The sequence below is a fragment of the Aureibaculum marinum genome (genome assembly GCF_003813905.1).
Taxonomy (GTDB): Bacteria; Bacteroidota; Bacteroidia; order Flavobacteriales; family Flavobacteriaceae; genus Aureibaculum; species Aureibaculum marinum.
Genome location: NZ_RPFJ01000011.1, coordinates 81689 through 100422 on the forward strand (window position 1 = coordinate 81689; position 18734 = coordinate 100422).

General features: G+C 29.6%; 12 protein-coding genes. 3 read left to right on the forward strand and 9 right to left on the reverse strand.

Annotated elements, in window-relative coordinates; translation table 11 throughout:
- Positions 1 to 51: 51 nt before the first annotated feature.
- Positions 52 to 1170, forward strand: a complete 1119-nt coding sequence (locus EGM88_RS08910; RefSeq protein ID WP_123897662.1) for a glycosyltransferase family protein — start codon at positions 52 to 54, stop codon at positions 1168 to 1170.
- 24 nt (positions 1171 to 1194) lie between these two features.
- Here the strand turns inward: EGM88_RS08910 and EGM88_RS08915 are convergent, their stop codons facing one another.
- Complete coding sequence (locus EGM88_RS08915) at positions 1195 to 1872, reverse strand: cell division ATP-binding protein FtsE (protein ID WP_123897664.1); 678 nt, start codon at positions 1870 to 1872, stop codon at positions 1195 to 1197.
- 328 nt (positions 1873 to 2200) lie between these two features.
- Between EGM88_RS08915 and EGM88_RS08920 the strand changes: the two genes are divergently transcribed.
- The gene (locus tag EGM88_RS08920) at positions 2201 to 5224 is read left to right on the forward strand and encodes a tetratricopeptide repeat protein (protein ID WP_123897666.1); all 3024 of its coding nucleotides are present in this window, start codon (positions 2201 to 2203) and stop codon (positions 5222 to 5224) included.
- A 174-nt stretch (positions 5225 to 5398) separates the two neighbouring features.
- The gene (locus EGM88_RS08925) at positions 5399 to 7123 is read left to right on the forward strand and encodes a TonB-dependent receptor (RefSeq protein ID WP_123897668.1); all 1725 of its coding nucleotides are present in this window, start codon (positions 5399 to 5401) and stop codon (positions 7121 to 7123) included.
- A gap of 108 nt (positions 7124 to 7231) precedes the next feature.
- On the opposite strand, the gene EGM88_RS08930 is transcribed toward EGM88_RS08925, so the two are convergent.
- From EGM88_RS08930 to pbpC, 8 genes are all read right to left on the reverse strand, one after another.
- On the reverse strand, positions 7232 to 7747 hold the full coding sequence (locus EGM88_RS08930) for a response regulator (protein WP_123897669.1): 516 nt from the start codon (positions 7745 to 7747) through the stop codon (positions 7232 to 7234).
- A 122-nt stretch (positions 7748 to 7869) separates the two neighbouring features.
- On the reverse strand, positions 7870 to 10269 hold the full coding sequence (locus EGM88_RS08935; protein WP_238988415.1) for a TonB-dependent receptor: 2400 nt from the start codon (positions 10267 to 10269) through the stop codon (positions 7870 to 7872).
- A gap of 186 nt (positions 10270 to 10455) precedes the next feature.
- Positions 10456 to 11169, reverse strand: a complete 714-nt coding sequence (gene recO, locus EGM88_RS08940; protein ID WP_123897672.1) for a DNA repair protein RecO — start codon at positions 11167 to 11169, stop codon at positions 10456 to 10458.
- A 1-nt stretch (position 11170) separates the two neighbouring features.
- On the reverse strand, positions 11171 to 13507 hold the full coding sequence (porZ, locus tag EGM88_RS08945) for a type IX secretion system anionic LPS delivery protein PorZ (protein ID WP_123897674.1): 2337 nt from the start codon (positions 13505 to 13507) through the stop codon (positions 11171 to 11173).
- 194 nt (positions 13508 to 13701) lie between these two features.
- Positions 13702 to 13944: a hypothetical protein gene (locus tag EGM88_RS08950; protein WP_123897676.1), complete on the reverse strand. Its 243-nt coding sequence runs from the start codon at positions 13942 to 13944 to the stop codon at positions 13702 to 13704.
- A gap of 197 nt (positions 13945 to 14141) precedes the next feature.
- A complete protein-coding gene (locus EGM88_RS08955; RefSeq protein ID WP_123897678.1) occupies positions 14142 to 15476 on the reverse strand; it encodes a sensor histidine kinase in 1335 nt (444 codons plus the stop codon).
- A 94-nt stretch (positions 15477 to 15570) separates the two neighbouring features.
- Positions 15571 to 16302 (reverse strand): LytR/AlgR family response regulator transcription factor, encoded by a 732-nt coding sequence (locus EGM88_RS08960; protein ID WP_162497561.1) that lies wholly within the window; start codon positions 16300 to 16302, stop codon positions 15571 to 15573.
- 66 nt (positions 16303 to 16368) lie between these two features.
- Positions 16369 to 18720 (reverse strand): penicillin-binding protein 1C, encoded by a 2352-nt coding sequence (gene pbpC / locus EGM88_RS08965; RefSeq protein WP_123897682.1) that lies wholly within the window; start codon positions 18718 to 18720, stop codon positions 16369 to 16371.
- Positions 18721 to 18734: the final 14 nt, after the last annotated feature.

The following is an 18734-nucleotide window of genomic DNA, read 5'->3' on the forward strand; positions in this document are numbered from 1 at the left end:
TATATTAAAGTAATATCTTAGTAAAATGTTTTTTTTACATGAGTATAATTAATGAATAAATCTTTACATATAATTTCATTTGATGTTCCTTATCCTCCTAATTATGGTGGTATAATAGATGTATTTTATAAGCTAAAATCTCTATATGAATTAAAAATTGATATTTATTTACATACTTTTGAGTTTGGTAAAGGCAAACAGGATGAGTTAAAAAAATATTGCAAACAAGTTTATTATTATAAAAGAAAACCTTTTATAAACAGTATTTTTTCAACTCTTCCACTAAGAGTCAATTCAAGACAAAATGAAAGGCTATCTGAAAACCTAAATTGTATTGAAGCCCCAATATTATTTGAAGGTTTACATACTACAAGCTTATTATTAAAAACCTCTTTTTCTAACAGAAAACTATTAGTTAGAGCTCACAATATTGAACATAATTATTTTTATGGTTTAGCAAAAAGCGAAAAAAACATATTAAAAAAAATAATATTTAAAATAGAAGCTTTTAAACTTCAACGTTACGAGAAAATACTAGACAAAGTGAATAGTATTTTAACAATTTCTCCATTAGAACAAAGTTATTTTAAACAAAAATTTGGTGATAAAGCCTTTTACTTACCTGCTTTTCATAAAAATAATACTATAAAAAATCTTTCTGAGAAAGGTTCTATTATATTATATCATGGAGATTTAAGAGTAGCAGATAACATTAAGGCTGTTCTTTATTTAATTGACATTCTAAAAGAGATTAATTTTCCTACAGTATTTGCTAGTAGTTTTAAAAATGAGTTTCTTTCTAAAAAAATATCATCTTATAGTAATATGCAGTTTGTAATTATAAAAGATAAAAATCATTTAGATGATTTGTTAAAAAAAGCTCATATAAATATACTACCAACTTTTCAAAATACTGGCATAAAATTAAAACTTATAAATGTACTTTTTAATGGTAGATTCTGTTTAGTTAATAGTAAAATGGTAGAAAATACTGGTCTAGAAAATTTGTGTGAAATAGCAAACACAAAAAAAGAATTTACTCAAAAAATAATTGAATTACTAGAAAAGAACTATACAACCAAAAATTTTGAAAATCGTTTAAATTCAATTCATTTAAAAGAATTTGATACTAAAAAAAATGCACAAAAAATAATTGACCTAGCTTACTAAGCAAAAGCCAAAACTAAATACGCTCTAAACTACTTCAAAAACCTTTTCGCCATCGCATTTAATGGTTTTATGAGGATATTTTAATATTAAGGCATAATCGTGTGTTGCCATAAGTATAGTTCTACCTTCTTTATTAATTTCCTCTAAAACACTCATTACTTCTAAAGAAGTTTTAGGATCTAAATTACCAGTTGGCTCATCAGCCAAAATTAATTCTGGATCATTTAAAAGGGCTCTTGCAATCGCAACACGTTGTTGTTCACCTCCAGAAAGTTGAAAAGGCATTTTAAACCCCTTAGTTTTCATTCCCACTTTTTCTAAAACCTCATCAATTTTTGCATTACACTTAGAGCTATCTTTCCAACCTGTTGCTTTTAAAACGAATAATAAATTATCATGTACATTTCTGTCATTAAGCAACTTAAAGTCTTGAAAAACAACCCCCAATTTTCTTCTTAAATAAGGTATTTCTTTTTCTTTCAACTTATTTAAATCGAAATCTACTATATAGCCTTCTCCTTTTAGCAAAGGTAAATCACCGTATAATGTTTTCATCAAACTACTCTTTCCACTACCTGTTTTACCAATTAAATACATGAAATCACCCTTGTAAATATCAAGATTAATATCAGAAAGTATTAAATTCTCTTGCTGAAAAATAGAGGCATTCTTTAAATGTAATACTGGTTTTTGTTCAGACATAGATTTACGATTAATATACTTGACAAATTTAGGGTTAATAATTTAAATTATGAAAACCATTTTTACAACGAACAATATTAAATTTTGACACATTAAAATACTTAACAAAACCTTTTTCACTTAAATATACTTTTAGAACTTAAAAATGAAAACTAAACTGGGTTTGGCTTAATATTTGCTCTATTGTGTTAAAGTTTAACACATTTAGTTAACAAAATGTTATATTAATTAACAATTGTACAATTTAGAATAAAATACACGTTGTTTTACTTAGAGTGTATTATTTTTGATAACTATTAACGAATATCTATTTAAACTATTCACAGCAATGAAACATCGCCATAATTGGCTTATTGCCTCCCTAATTTCAATATGCTCAGTTACTGGCTATGCCCAAAAAACTGAAATTTACACACATAATTTAGCTGCGTATAATCACGCAGTTGATTTGTATAATAATCGAGATTTTGTTGCCGCCAAACATAAATTTAGCTCCTTAAAATCAGAATTTGATGATCTTTCTGAATATAAAGCTAATTGTGTATACTACGAAGCTTTTAGTGCTATTCAAAATGGTGAACGAGATGGTGACAAAATGATGCTTAATTTTGTAGAACGTTTCCCTACTAGCACGAAACAAAACACAGCTTTTTTAGAGGTTGGTGATTATTATTTTAAAAATGCAAACTATCCTTATGCCCTTAAATGGTATAAACGAGTAGAAACACGCAATTTATCTATACAGCAAGAAGAAGATTTTAATTTTAAATATGCGTATGGGCTATTTGCTGTTAAAAGATATGATCAAGCAAAAGGAATATTTCAAAAACTATTGACTTCACAAGAATACGGTTCTCAGGCCAAATATTATTATGGGTTTATTGCCTATCAAGATGATGATTATGATAATGCCGACCGTTACCTTGGTGAAATTGCAGATGATAAAGAATTAGGAGATGATGTTCCTTATTACATGGCAAATATTAAATTTAAAACAGGACAATTTCAAGAAGCTATTGATATTGCAGAACCCTTTCTTGCAAAAGCTGATAGAAACGAACATTCTGAAATTTCTAAAATTATTGGAGAAAGTTATTTTAACTTAAATAAATACGCCGAGGCAATTCCACATTTAAAAAATTACAAAGGCAAACGTCGTAAATGGAACAATACCGATTATTACTTATTAGGCTATGCTTATTACAAACAAAACGATTACGAAAATGCCATAGCTAATTTTAATAAAATTATTGGTGGTAAAAATTCAGTTTCTCAAAATGCTTACTATCATTTAGCAGAATGTTATTTAAAAACAGATTTAAAAACAGAAGCCTTAAATGCTTTTAGAAATGCCTCTCAAATGGATTATAGTGAGGATATCAAAAAAGATGCTTGGCTAAATTATGCTAAATTGAGTTATGAAATTGGAAATCCATATAAAAGTGTTCCCGATGTTCTTCAAGAATATCTCGATTTATATCCAAAATCTTCTGCAAAAGATGAAATTAGTGAGCTTTTAATTAGTGCCTATATCTCTTCTAAAGATTATGTTGGAGCATTGGAAGCTTTAAAAGGTAAAAACGAAACGCATCATAAAGAATTATATCAAAAAGTAGCTTTATATAGAGGAATTCAGTTGTTTAATGATGGTAATTATAACAATGCTAAAGAGTATTTTGGCATTGCAGTTGATAATCCTATGGACAGTAAAATAACGGCTCGTGCTATTTTTTGGAAAGCAGAAACCAATTATTTATCTAATAATTATAAAGATGCGTTAGAAGGGTTTCAACAATTCAAAAATATGAATACTTCTGAATTGTCGGAAAATGAAATTATCGATTATAACATTGCATATTCTTACTTTAAACTAAAAGATTATAACCGTGCAGGAGATAATTTTCAGACATTTATAAATAGTCGTCCAAACGATAGTGATAAACTAAATGATGCTTATTTACGCTTAGGAGATGCTTATTATGTATCAAGTAATTATAGCAAAGCTATAACAGCATATAATCATATAATCAATTCTAAGGGAATAGATAGAGATTATGCTCATTTTCAACGTGCTATGAGTTATGGATTTATCAGAAAAAACAATGCTAAAATTGACGATTTTAATGCATTTTTAAAAGCATATCCTAAATCTACCCTACGTGATGATGCCTATTACGAACTAGGCAACTCTTATGTTGTTGCAGAAAATAACGATGCTGCTCTTTCTACCTACAATAATCTTTTAAAGGAATATAAAAGAAGCTCTTATGTACCAAAAGCCTTATTAAAACAAGGCTTAATCTATTATAACATTGAAAGAGATAACGAAGCTCTTGATAAATACAGACGTGTTGTAAAAGAATTTCCTAATACCAGTGAAGCAAAACAAGCAGTTGCTAATGCAAGACAAATTTATGTAGACTTAGGTCGTGTTGATGAATATGCTTCTTGGGTAAAAGGGCTCGATTTTGTTACCGTAACAGATTCTGATTTAGACAATGACATGTACGAATCTGCCGAAAAACAATATTTATTAAACAACCGTAAAAAAGCCATAACCGCATTTAAAAAATATTTAAAAGAATTTCCTAATGGTGGACATGCTTTAAATGCTAATTTTTACCTAGCAGAAGCCTTATTTAATGAAAAACAACAGACGGCCTCAATTCCGTATTACAGTTATGTTATAGACCAAGGCCGTAATGAATTTACTGAACAGGCTTTGTCTAGACTTTCACAAGCATATTTAGAGGCTAATAATTGGGCTAAAGCAATGCCAATATTAGAACAATTAGAAGAACAAGCTGATTTTCCTCAAAATATCACTTTTGCTCAAAGTAATTTAATGAAAGGTTACTACGAATTAGAAAATTACGATGCTGCAGTGGCTTATGCTGAAAAAGTACTATTAAGACCTAAATTAGAAAACAGAATAAAATCAGATGCAAAAATAATTATTGCTCGTTCTGCTTTTAAAACTGGAGATGAAAGAAAAGCTGAACAGGCTTATAAAGAAGTTGGAACTATTGCTAAGGGTGAATTAAAAGCTGAATCGTTGTACTACGATGCTTATTTTAAGCATCAAGAAGGAAATTATAAAGTTTCTAATACTGTTGTTCAGCAACTAGTAGCAGATTATTCTGCTTACAAATACTTTGGTGCTAAAGGATTAATAGTAATGGCTAAAAACTTTTATGAATTAAAAGATGCTTATCAAGCAACTTATATTTTAGAAAGTGTAATAAAAAACTTTTCAGATTATAAAGATGTAACTGACGAAGCCAAAGTAGAACTTGCAAAAATTAAAAAGAAAGAAGCAGAAACAAATGAGTCTGTAAATCCTGATAATTAATATTAAAAGTTCAATTTATATTAGATTGATTAGAAGTGTTTTTAGTTAAAAATTAACTTTCAAAAACAGTCAAAATAAAATTATAACAAAAAACGAGCTTGTTCAATATTTTATCATAAAAAATGATGAATTGCGAACTGCATGTGACCATTGAAAAACAATAGATTTAAACACATGAAAAAATACATTTCAACATTATTAATACTGTTGGTATCTACCATAGCTTTTGCTCAAGTAACTAAAAAAGATACTATTGGAACTGAAGTAATTAATGTAGTAAAATCGTATACACCAACCGTTTCTGATGCTTTTAAAATAAAATCGTCACCTGAAATTGATACCAACGATATCAATGTTAAAAAACCTATTAAGTATAGTATTTTTTCTATTCCTGTAGCCTCAACTTTTACTCCTGCCAAAGGAAAAGCAAAAGTTTTAAAGGTTAACCCAAGTCCACAGGTTTATGACAATTATGTATCTGTAGGATTTGGTAATTTTACTACTCCCGGTGTTGAATTATTTGTACACGGTAACAGCAATCGTTACAACGATTTTGGTGCTTTTTTTAATTATATTTCATCTGTTGGAGGAATTAACAATATTGTACTAGACGATGATTATTTTGACACAAGATTAGATCTATTTTATAAGCAAGATGAACGCAATTTTAGCTGGCAAGTTAACGGAGGTGCTCATCTTCAAAAATACAATTGGTATGGGTTACCCGAACAAATTTTATTTAGCCAAAATACAATTAATAGTATTGATGAAAAACAAAAATACACTGAAGTTTATGTTGATGGTAAGGTAGATTACTACGATTCATTTTTTAAAGGAGCAACAGTAAGTTCTAATCGGTTTACTGATAGTCAAGGCAGTGCTGAAATTTACTTTTTAGCTAAACCACAAATAGAATTCCCTATTGCTTACGAATACATTACAGCTGATGTTAGGTTAGAGTTTTTAAATGGAAAATTTACACAAAATTATGATAATCTTGACGACTTAAAATATACCATGTTTAATATAGGTTTTAACCCAAGTTTAGAAATTTTAAGAAATGACCTTACTGTAAACTTAGGAGTAAAATTATTGTATAGTGCAGGTTCTGGTAGTGGAAACACAAATAACGCCTATTATTACCCTAACGTAACAGCCTCTTACAAAATCATAGACGAGGTATTGACACTTTATGGAGGTGTTACGGGTGATTTACACCAAAACACATTTAAAAGCTTTACAGAGGGCAATCCTTTTGTGTCACCAACATTAATTGTAAAGCCCACTGATGAACAATACAATGGCTTTTTCGGTCTAAAAGGAAAATTAGCCTCAAATATTAGTTACAACTTTAAAGCTTCTTACAGTAACGAGCGTAATAAAGGACTTTACAAATTAAATGCCTCAAAAACCTCTGGCATTAACACCGTAGATTATGGTTACGAAGCAGGAAACTCTTTTGGAATTGTTTACGATACTGTTAAAACGATTCATGGATTTGCAGAAGTAGCAATAGATGTATCAAAACAATTAAAATTAGGTGGTAATGCTGAGTTTAACCAATATGATACCAAAAACGAAGAAAAAGCATGGGGTTTGCCCGCTTTAAAGGTTAGTGCTTTTGCAGATTATAATAATGAGAATTGGTTTGCTGGTGCCAATATTTTTTATGTAGGTAGTAGAAAAGACGAAATTTCAACACCAATTAATTCTCCCGAAATTATCACTGTTGGAGATTATGTAGATTTAAATTTTAATGGAGGTTATAAATTCAATGAAAAATTAACCGTATTTGCCAAAGTAAATAATTTACTCAGTAGCGATTATCAAAAATACACCAACTACTATGTACAAGGTTTACAAGTTTTTGGTGGTTTAACCTATAAATTCGATTTCTAAAAATCCAATCCTTCTTCAAAGCAAGGCAATTAGGTCTCATATTGTAGAAATTGAAAATACTATTAACCCTTAATAAGTGTCCTTTGGCTTATTCCCTTTTGCCAAACGCTACTTGTTTTGGGTTTTTTTATGCATAACTTCTACCACGGCATCTGAATAATAAATCTTTCCACCAATTACGTTTAATACAATTTCTTGGAATTTATTATGATCCGTATTTCCATCTTTTATTAAAAATCCTTCTGGTTTAATACTTTTTAGTATTGTATTTATCCGAAGTTCATCACAATGAGACGTAAAAACTATAATTTTAGTTTTTGGAGTGTGTTTTCTAATTAAAACACCTAATTCTAGGCCTGTTTTTTTCTCGTTTTTATCTAACTTCCCTAAATTGATATCTAAAATTACTGTATCCAAGCACCCTCGTTTGGCAATTTCTAAAATATTTACAACACCACTTTCATAATCAGTAGCTTTTCTAATTTCAATTTTTTTTAATGATTCTTTTACAGGCAGTAATTTAATCATCATTTCAATAGCATCAGATAAAAGAACATTGTCTTCTACTATTAAAATTGTATTACCATTTTCAATGTTATCTGTTGGGTTATTTCTCATAGACATATAAAAGAAACTTAACACATCTAAGAAATTTTATAATAAAGTGTTAATGAATATGTTAAGCGACTGGCCAAAGATAGTCATTAATTTTTTAGCAAAGAATAAAACCTCTTATCTATGACAACTTAAAAATTACCTAACAAGGTAAAAGAAAAATTTCTCCCTGGTGCACTGATTCCTGAGGCAAACTCTTTGTAATGAATATCAAAAATATTATCTACAGCTACCATCAAATCAAAGTTCTTGGTTAGTCTGTATTTGGTATTTATATTTAAAGTTGACCACGCTGGTGTACCATAATATGAATCAGATTCTGGTATATACGGAGTTTCTTCATAACGGTCAATATCTTCTGAAATGTTATAATCTTCGGGTCTCTTTCTTCCATTAAATTTAAAATCAATACTAGAGGTAAATCTTCCTTTTTCATGACTTAATTCTATCTTTCCGAATAATGGTGGAATAGATGATAAGGGTTCTTTAGTATCATAAGCTTTACCTTTGGTATAGGTTACAGAAGCACGAGTGCTAAAGTATTCAGAAATTGTTCCTTTTATGTCAAAAGTACCTCCATAAATATAAGCTTGATCTTTATTTACATTGGCTACTATATTAGCTTCTTCACCTTCGTAAATCATTGTTGTATTTCCATTCAACTCAAAAGCTACACGCGTTATATAATTATCTAATAAAGTATAATACATTGTGGCTCCTACATAGAATTTTTTTTCATTAAAATATTTTAAAATTCCCAGTTCTGCATTATACGCGTATTCGGGTTTTAAGTTAATATTTGGTACAGTTACATCACCTGATTTTTCACGTACTTTACCCGTATCATCTAAATTTGGTGAACGGAATCCTGAAGATAACACACCATTAAATTGCCAATTGGTAAAAGGCTTAAAAACATATCCTAAAGTAGCTGTAACAGCGGAGTTATCTATATTAATGTCACTATCAGGCAGGGTAAAAAACGTATCATCTAACCATGTTGCAGCTAAATTGGTATAGGTAAAACGAATTCCCGAATTTAATGTTGAAGTTTTGCTAATATCTTGTCGGTAATTTACATAAGTAGCAGCTGTAGAATAGGTACTACCTCCATCTGCGTATCTAGATTGAACAGCGAAAGTACCTGAATAACCTGTAATTGTATTGCCATTGACAGCTAAGGTTTTTCCTTCAGGGTTAGAGCCAACATCATTGTGAGTAAACTCCATACCATAAGATAAAATTCTATCTTTTGATTTTGTTAAAGGTACAGAAAAGTCTGCATTTAAGCTAAAAATATCTACATTCTCTTTTTTATAAGACCGATTTAAACTACCAAATTTTCTGTTTATACGAGATTCAGAAATGTCTTGATAAGCTAACGTAATTAAACCGTGATTCATCCATTTTTTATTTGGATTTAGTTCTAATTGTGTAGATAATAGAAATCTTTTTTGCGGGCCATAATACCATTCTGCATAGCGTAATTCACCATCTTTTCTTTCTGTTAGACGATCAAAACGTGGAATGTCGGAAGAGATACTATATTGCATGTTTACATTCAATTTAGTAGTCTCAGTAAGAGGAATAAAAAACTTTTGTAAAAAATCTGTTTGATTAAACCCAGTATTCTTTTGTAAATTTGGATTCGAATTTACTACTGGAGACTCTCCGTAATATGTATCTGAATTATTAGAATATTCAAAAACTTTACCCCAATCATCAAAACCATGATTTCGGCTTTTTCCCATCATTAAATCACCAAATTTACTATGAGAAATACTTGTGTAACTTGCTATTTTTTTAAACGAGAGCTCAACCCCTGCTTGAGCTGTAATTTCATTATTTACAGAGCTGTATCTTGCTAAACCAGATGCATTTACTGATGGTTTGTTACTCAAAGTTGGCTTTCTTGTATAGTAATGTATAACACCACCTAACGCATCAGAACCGTAAATTACCGAAGATGGACCAAAGATAACTTCTGTTCTATCTAACATATTTGGAGATACTGTAATTGAGTTTTGTAAATGCCCTTTTCTATAGATAGCATTGTTCATTCGTACACCATCTACAACTAATAAAACTCTATTAGATTCCATCCCTCGCAAAACAGGACTTCCGCCACCAAATTGAGATTTTTGCACTTTAATTCCTGGCATTTCCGCTAACATATCTGCTGAAGTTTGTGGAGAAACTTTTTGAATATCTTTTATAGAAAAAACATCAATCTGTTCTGCGATACGATTTCGTGTTTCTTGACTTTTAGATGATGATAAAAACACTTCTGCCAATTGATGTGAAGAGCTTCTTAAAAACACTTTATTATCAATAATTTGCCGTTTTAATACTTCAAATTCAATAAAGCCAACATGACTAAATGATAAAATATCATTGAAATTAAAAGCAGAAAGGTCAACTTGTCCGTTTTTATCTGAAACTTTTCCTTTTGTTTTATCTTCATTAAATACGGCCACATTAGCAATAGGGAAATTTGTATCCTTATCTAAAATAGTTATGGTTTGTGCCATTGATGTAAAATAAGAAACAATAAAAAAAAGTGATAAGAAACGCTGCATCAAATTTAACTTTTACATTTCTGTGTACAATTACACATTAATTTGGGTTGATATTTAATGTAAAATAGATTTAAATAGTTACTAAAATACTCTACTTTTTTATATAAATTTTTAACAACTTCAACCAAATTACAAGCCTTAATTAAATACTGCTTTTAAAACCTCTAAAGACTTTGGTTTTTTAAATCCAGGTAAATGTAATTCAAAAAATTGAATCAAAATTTCTAATAAATCTTGTCGGTTAGTTTTATTTAATTTTAGCTCATATAATCTATCAAAATTTGTGCCGAGTAAGGTTTTAAAATAATCTAAATTTTTACCCGAAATGTATAGGTTTGAAACCAAGTGATTTGTAAATTTTCCTTCAATTAAATCAAAATATAAAAATTGATCTCCTTTTTCAGGATAAAACCCCAAATATTTGGTCAAGTTTATCAAAAATACCAGATGAAAATTTGAAGCATTACTATGACTATCTAACCATTGAAAAGCTGTTTCTAAATACCTAAATAAAGATGGGTTTTCCTCTTCTTCTTTTAAAGCATTTGATAGCATTTCAGACAAAAATACTACCATAGTTTGCTTAATTATATTGTTATGATTTGTGGTATAAGGAGTACTAATTTTAGCTTCTTTAATAAAATGTAACGTTCTGTTATCGTTATAATTAGCTGTAATTTCTAATTGTGTTAACGGTTGAAAAAAAGCTGGAGTTAACTTGCCTTTTGAAGCTTTAAATATTCTTTTTACCAAATACGACCGTATTCCTTCTTCTGTATAACATTTTACTATAAGGTCGTAATCGCCATATTTTATGGCATTTAAAACAATAGCTTTGCTTGTAATTAACATGTTAGTTGATTATAGCTATTTTGGTTATTGAGGTTTCTGATCTGTCAGGAATTGTTAAGAGAACAATATATACTCCAGAAGCCACTTTTCTGCCTGCCAAATTAGTTTTATTCCAAACAACTTTTCCTCCTTTTAATTCTTGACCTTCAATTACATTGGTTTCATGAACTAGTCGTCCAGAGGCATCTAGTATTTTAACATTTGTTCCACGTGGTAAATGAGTGCCATTTCTACCATCAATGGTTACAAAAGCATGTTCTTTTTTTACAGGATTTGGATAAGCATAAACTTCTCCCAATTCATCTCCAAACGGAGCAACATTATTATTAAATGCCACGAGCCCTTTATCTGTAGCAAAAAATACTTTACCAGTACTATCATCTACTTTTATTTTAACAATTTTATTGGAAGGCAATGGCGAATTGTCTTTATTAAAATTAAATAATGTTTCTTGACCTGACGAATTAGTCCCCAATACGCCACCTGTTTCTGTACCAAACCATTTATTATCAGCTCCGTCAATTGCAATAGTATTAACGGGCTGATCGCCTAATAACTTTTTGGCAATACCGTCATCATCAACAATTATTGAGGAAGCATCATATATAGCATCATCAAAAACACTACCTGCATTTGAATATACTACAAGACCTTTTTTTGTACCTATCCAAACTCTATTATTTCTATCAACAGCCAATGATCTAACATTTGAATCGGGTAATGAACCTTTTGTAGTTTCTGTAATTAAGGCTCGTTTTCTTTCTCCGTTTTCGTTAAAAATTAATACTCCATTTCGCCTAGAACCTATCCAAACACTGCCTGTTTTATCAATAACTAATTCTGATAAACCTGGTGCATTACTGGTAATTATAGAGCTTAAATCAAAGCTACTCCAAGTGCCATTTTTACTTAATTTTTTAAGTTTATTATTAACCCAAGAATTTGTAATCCAAAAATTTCCATTATTGTCAAATGCCGTACCATTTATACGAACACTATTGTAATTGGGATTGTCGGGTGCTAAATCTTCAAGATTACTATTTGTATGATTCCAAAAGGAAGTTATTTCATTATTTTCAACAACTAATATTCCTCCAGTAGAATTAAGACTATTTATATCGCTCTGACCAAAAGAACTGATGTATACTTTTTCTAAATTTTCTGGATCTATTGTAACATGAACTAAATCACGAACAGGAGCAATACTGCTGTAAGGTATATTAATCCATTCTGAACCGTTAAAATGACTTATTTGGCCTTCGTTCTGTAAAGGAGTAAAAGCTCCGTCATAACCTCCATATACAACCCAAACATGGTTTTTTTCAGATGTAATAGAGAATATATCATTAGAAATAGGCCCTTGAGGATGAATCTCAATATATTCTGATACATTTGAAAAACTGCGGCGTAAAATTCCAAATGTTTTAGTACCTAAATAAATATAATTATCATCTGCCAAGGCGGATTGTAATACATAATTATATTCTAATGATGTATTGGTAATTATTTGCTCAGACAATGAATTATTATAAACGTAAGCTGATTTTTGAGTTGTAGCAGTAAGAAAATTTTCAGAACTTTTTAATTGTAATATGTTATCTTCCAAATAGTTAATTAATTCTAAATTTTCACCATTTATCTTATACAATCCACTAAACCTAGAGGTAAAAAGTTGATTATTAAAAACTATTATCGTTCTAAAATCTCCAACAAAATTACCTTGTGGTTGTTGCCAATTATTAAAATCAATTAAACTATTACTATCTACATCAGCAGTATAAATTCCATTTTCTGTAGCTGCATAAATTAAATTGTTATAAATGGCAATTTGATGAATATTTACTGTAGAAGAGTTAGCTCCAATAAAATAAGTATCTTGATACTCTAACTTTTCAATATCATATACTACAATGGCAAATGGTGTAGAAAAATAAAGTTTATCATTTCGTTCAATAATATGCTTAATCGTTTTTTCTCCAGTAATGCTTAATCGCTGAATATCATTAGCCAACGTAATTTTTCCTTTTTCGTCAACAATTTCTAACAATCCATTTTGATATCCAATTACAAGCTTTTTATGAGTTTCACTATAATAAATACTACTTGTAGTTTCTCCTGATAATCCTTGAATTGACGATAATTTTTCTGTCTCTTGACTAACCTCATCATAAACAAAAACAGCATTGTCAGTAACTGCATAAATCTTTGACCCAGATTTAGTAAAATCTTTTACATTATTGTAAGAATAAAAATCTTCCCAACTTGAACTATAATCAGTTTGAGACAAACAAGGCCAATTTATTAATACTAGAATTACTAAAATAAATCTATTTATCATCAATATTAGATTTCTGTCAAAGATATTCAATAAATAATAAAGCGAAAACAAAATTTTGAGGTTGAAGTCTTATAAGAAAAAACATAAAAAAAACCTCAAAATATATATTGATTTTTGAGGCCTTAGGGAACATTTAAGAGTTTCCTTTTCATAGAAATTTTCCCACTTTCGTATCCGTAAATTTTAAATTGGAATTAAGTATTTAACAAAACTGTTTCTGTTTTTTTAAAAAACCAGTTTATACCTAATTTTACATAAACTACATTCTGTAATACTTCTTCTTGGTCTACTATAATTTTAATAGTTCTAATATACCGTGTTTCGTTCATGTTCTGTAACACAACACCTTTACCCACAAAATTTAAGAATTTTCCATTAGATTCCATTTTTTGTAATACATCAGCATCTGATGGTTTTGAAAATGATGCTATAGACATTGGGTTTTCAAGTAGTTATATTTTCTACTCAAATTTACATTTTGTTTTTGATAGGGTCAACTAAATTCAATAAATGCCCAGAAAAATCTAATAAATGGTAGAATTTTAACAATAAATGGTGTTAAATCATCTCTCAAAAATCTAATATTTATACCCAAAAGAGTGTAATTTATTTGAAATTAACTCAATAGCACCACTTACAATATCTTTTTAGGAAATTTGATTGTCACTTTAGTACCTGTCTCTTTACCGTTAGAAATATCTTCGATAATTACATAGACTTTTTGATTTTCGTGCAATAATTTAATTCTGTCTTCAGAAGCCTTTAAACCAAATGGCTTTCTATTAGATTTACGCTTTGCAGCATTAGCCTCTGATTCTTTTATACCAACACCATTGTCAATAATTTCACAACGGATATTATCTTCTTCATCATAGATAGAAAGATTTATTCTTTTGTAATCTTTTTTATTATTAAACCCATGCCAAATGGCATTTTCTATAAAGGGTTGCATAAATAATGGAGGCACCTGTATATTTCTTAAATTTATACTTTCATCAACAGTAACAATATAGTCAAAACCGCCAATCATACGCATTTGTTCCAGCTTAATATAAAGTCCTAGTATGCCTAAATCATCTTCTAAAGGTATTGTTAAGTTTGTAGAATTTTTTAACACCTCTCTAATTAATCTAGAAAATTTCGTGATGTAATCCGAAGCCTTTTCTTTATCGTATTGTAATACAAAATTGTTAATAGAGTTTAATGAATTATACAAAAAATGAGGATCCATTTGAGTTTGTAAAACTGTCATTTTTAAGTCAGCCATCTCTTTAGACTGACTTACTAATTCTTTTTCCATTCTGAGCTTATTGTTTTCAAATGAATTGAATTTATTTACAATAAGTAATGAGGTCATAATCATTTCAATAACAACGCCTAAATACATTAAAAACTTTGGTTGTATACCAAAGTTTTCCAAATAATGATTATCAAATGCAACTTTTAATAAATAACCAGTAATAGCCAAAGTCATTAAAGAGGAGGATCCGATAATAAAATAAGTTACATGTTTACCTCCTATTTTGGGCAATACAAAATAAGTAAGAATAGAAAATACCGTAATTATAGGCATTAAGAAGATAAATGCTTTTTCTTGATAATTATTTCCTAAAAATAGTTCAATAGCTACAAAAATAAACGCCACAATAAAGGTAAAACGCATTGCCAATACCACTAGCTGATCCCATTCTGGGATTCTCTTTTTTGTTTCTAAAATATCTCTTCCGAATGCTATATATGCCGCTAATCCCAATAATAATATTGGATAGTTTATGTAATCGTAAATAAATTCGTAGGTACTATTAACAATGTTTTTTAAAAAATAAATAAAGAAACAGAGTAAAAACAAACTATAATAGAGATACTGTTTTCTTTTATTAAAAATAAAAAATAATAAACTATATATAGATGCTAACAAAACACCTCCTCTTATCCATGCATATATTTCAGAATTAAAGTCAAATAGCATAAAAAATCGTATATTACTTCTATAAAGTTAGACTATTAGAAATTGCTTAAAAAGAGTTTTTTTGAAAAAATTGGAAGTTTATGAGGCAATTTTATTAGAAAAATCTTTCTAATAATTCATTTTTCTTATTTCTGCTCACTGAAGCTTCTAAATCATTAACAAGTGTTAAAACATCTCCGTCTTTTTTTGAAAACTCTTTTACGTGATTCATATTTACTAAATATGAAGCATGTACTCTAAAAAATTCAGGATAGTTAAACTTTTTTTCTACCTCTTTTAATGTTTTAGTAACTAATAAAGTTCTTTTATCTATCAAATGAACCGTTGTATAGCTTTTATCAGCTTTTAACATTACTATATCATCTCTATCAAACAAAGAAATTTTTCCATCAGCAGCAATGCTAATTTTGTCATTTTTCCTTTTTAAATTTAAAAATAGAGATTGTAATTTATCTTCAATTACATTTTCCTTTCTTGATGCTTTTACCTTTTCTACAGAAGTAATTAACTCATCTTTATCTACAGGCTTTAACAAATAATCAATTGCAGAAACCTTTATTGCTTTTAAAGCAAATTCATCATGAGCTGTTGTAAAAATAAGATCAAAATTAGTGTAAGATAATTGTTGTAGCAGAGAAAACCCATCCATTTCAGGCATTTCTATATCTAAAAATACTAAGTCAGGCTTTTCTCTTTCAATGGTATCTATGGCTTCTTTAGGATCGTTACATTTGATAATTTCCATTTTATCAACATAACGTTCAAGCTTCCATTCTAAAGCCTCAAGTGCGTTGATTTCGTCATCAACAATTACTGTCTTTAACATGGTAAGGGGTTGCATTAGAGTTATTAATGGGCAAGATAATACATTTTCAGTATTATTTAATAAAAGTTATTCTGTAATTTCTATTAAGCGTTTAATTTCATTCCCTAATTCATCTACAACTGTTACTACATGTTTACCCGGTTTTGGACTGAAAACCAATTCGTGAAATGTTTGTGTTGTACCTATGTAATCTTTATCTAAATACCAAAAAATTTTAATGTTTGGAATATTATGAGCTAGTTTAAAAACCAACTGATTGGTATTTTCGTCAAAATCTTTTGGTAAAAATACCTTAACCGATTCTTTTGGATAAATAAAGTCCATCACTACTTTATCCGAGGATAAACAATTGGGTAAAAAGGATGGTAAATTTTTATATGAAGGATTTTTACGTTGATAATAAAAAGCTTCTAAAGGCGGTAATACAAACCATGAAGTATGTTTCATTTTGTTAATAGGATAACAAGATGAATTCACTTGATACTGTTCGCTTTCATCTAAATGTATCCATTTATGATATGGACAAGCTTTTGTTTTCAGTCCTGCTCGTTGTACAAAAACAGAATCGACTTGCTCGCATATTTCAGAAGCTCTATACCCACTTTTTGAACAAACTGGTATCTTCTCTAACTCATCGAAAGGTGTTGTAAACCATTTACTTTTTGGCAATACATCAAAAACTTCAAACAAAATAGGTGCTGCTGTTGAAACACCAACCAACCCCGGTCTACCCTCTCCATCGGCGTTACCCACCCAAACACCAACTACATAATCTTTGGTTGAGCCAATAGCCCAAGCATCTCTATATCCAAAACTAGTACCGGTTTTCCAAGCAATTTCTTTTGAGGAGTCAAAAAACTCCCAATTTTCTTCTCCTTGGGGTCTATTAACTTCTTTTAAAGATTGATAAGTCATATAAATTGAGCCCGCGTCAAATATTGGTTTTTCAGTAGATATTTTTCCAAAATCAACTTTAAAGTCTGATAGAAAAGTAGGACTTACAAACTCATTTGTATAATACTTACCACTAGTTTCTTCGTAATGATTAATAGTTGAGGACATTGCCGCATAGCTCTTACATAAATCCCATAAATTACTTTCTGCACCACCTAAAATTAATGATAATCCATAATGATTAGCATTATATTTAATATCTGTTAAGCCTAGTTCTTTCACATAATGATGAAATCTATCCAAACCAAACTGTTGTAACATTCTAACTGAAGGCACATTTAGTGACCTCGACAAGGCTCTACTAGCTGGCACAGCACCATCATATTCTAAATTGAAATTTTTAGGATTATAACTCGCTATTTGAGTAGGGACATCTGCTACCAATGTGTTTGGTAAAATTTCACCAGCATCTAACATAGCAGCATATAAAAAAGGTTTTAAGATACTACCTGTACTTCTTGGCTTATCAATAACATCTACATCTTTTTGATGTTCATTATCTGTTGGCGAGTTCCCTACATAAGCCAATACTTTTCTAGTTTTTACATCTAAAACTAAAACTCCTATATTATAAATTTGATTTTGTTTTAAGATGTTGTAATTGTTCTTTACAACAATATTTACACGTTGCTGTAAGGCTTTATCTACTGTTGTTTTAACTCGTTTACCAACATATTCTTTGTTTACTTTTTGTAGTAAATGTGGGGCAATTTGTGGCAAAGGAAAAGGTTTTTGAGGCAAACTTTCTTGAATTGCCAACTCATAGGTCAATTGATCAATAGTTTCTTCCTCAAAAAGTTTTTTTAATAATCTATTTCGTTTTTCTAATAAGCGTTGTTGATTTTTACCAGGATATATTAAACTTGGTGCATTTGGTAAAACGGCTAGTGTAGCACTTTCCGCCCAAGATAAATCATGTGGGTTTCTACCAAAATATCGCCAAGCCGCAACATCTAAACCTACAACATTACCTCCAAAAGGAGCATTTGCTGCATATAGTTTTAAAATTTTATCTTTACGATGCCTAAACTCCAATCGGGTTGCGAGAATAATCTCAATTAGCTTTTCAAAATAAGTTCTAGGTTGCCCTTTTCGAGATAAACGAATTACCTGTTGTGTTAATGTACTTCCCCCTCGCTCAATACCACCTGCCCTAATATTCTGCCAAAAGGCTTTTGCAATAGAGATGGGATTAAAACCTGGGTGTTTATAAAAATAGGCATCTTCAAAGGCAATAATGGAAGCAGAAAATTTAGAAGGAATACTATCTGAACTTGGAAAACGCCATTGGCCGTCGTTGGCAATTTGGGCTCCCAATAGTTGACCATCTTTGCTTTCAATAACTGTTGATGTAGGCTCAGAAAATAATTGTTTTGGTAATGAAAAATAATACCAAATCAAAAGTATTACAATACAAATACTTTTGATTTTATGGGTTCTAATTAAGGAAATTATGTTTTTCATTGTGCACTTTCAAT

Coding starts and splice junctions, on each gene's coding strand:
- EGM88_RS08915 (WP_123897664.1), bottom strand. CDS start 1,872: ATGTCTGAACAAAAACCAGTATTACATTTAAAGAATGCCTCTATTTTT.
- EGM88_RS08960 (WP_162497561.1), bottom strand. CDS start 16,302: ATGTTAAAGACAGTAATTGTTGATGACGAAATCAACGCACTTGAGGCT.
- EGM88_RS08930 (WP_123897669.1), bottom strand. CDS start 7,747: ATGTCTATGAGAAATAACCCAACAGATAACATTGAAAATGGTAATACA.
- EGM88_RS08955 (WP_123897678.1), bottom strand. CDS start 15,476: ATGCTATTTGACTTTAATTCTGAAATATATGCATGGATAAGAGGAGGT.
- EGM88_RS08950 (WP_123897676.1), bottom strand. CDS start 13,944: ATGTCTATAGCATCATTTTCAAAACCATCAGATGCTGATGTATTACAA.
- EGM88_RS08925 (WP_123897668.1), top strand. CDS start 5,399: ATGAAAAAATACATTTCAACATTATTAATACTGTTGGTATCTACCATA.
- pbpC (WP_123897682.1), bottom strand. CDS start 18,720: ATGAAAAACATAATTTCCTTAATTAGAACCCATAAAATCAAAAGTATT.
- porZ (WP_123897674.1), bottom strand. CDS start 13,507: ATGATAAATAGATTTATTTTAGTAATTCTAGTATTAATAAATTGGCCT.
- EGM88_RS08935 (WP_238988415.1), bottom strand. CDS start 10,269: ATGGCACAAACCATAACTATTTTAGATAAGGATACAAATTTCCCTATT.
- EGM88_RS08910 (WP_123897662.1), top strand. CDS start 52: ATGAATAAATCTTTACATATAATTTCATTTGATGTTCCTTATCCTCCT.
- recO (WP_123897672.1), bottom strand. CDS start 11,169: ATGTTAATTACAAGCAAAGCTATTGTTTTAAATGCCATAAAATATGGC.
- EGM88_RS08920 (WP_123897666.1), top strand. CDS start 2,201: ATGAAACATCGCCATAATTGGCTTATTGCCTCCCTAATTTCAATATGC.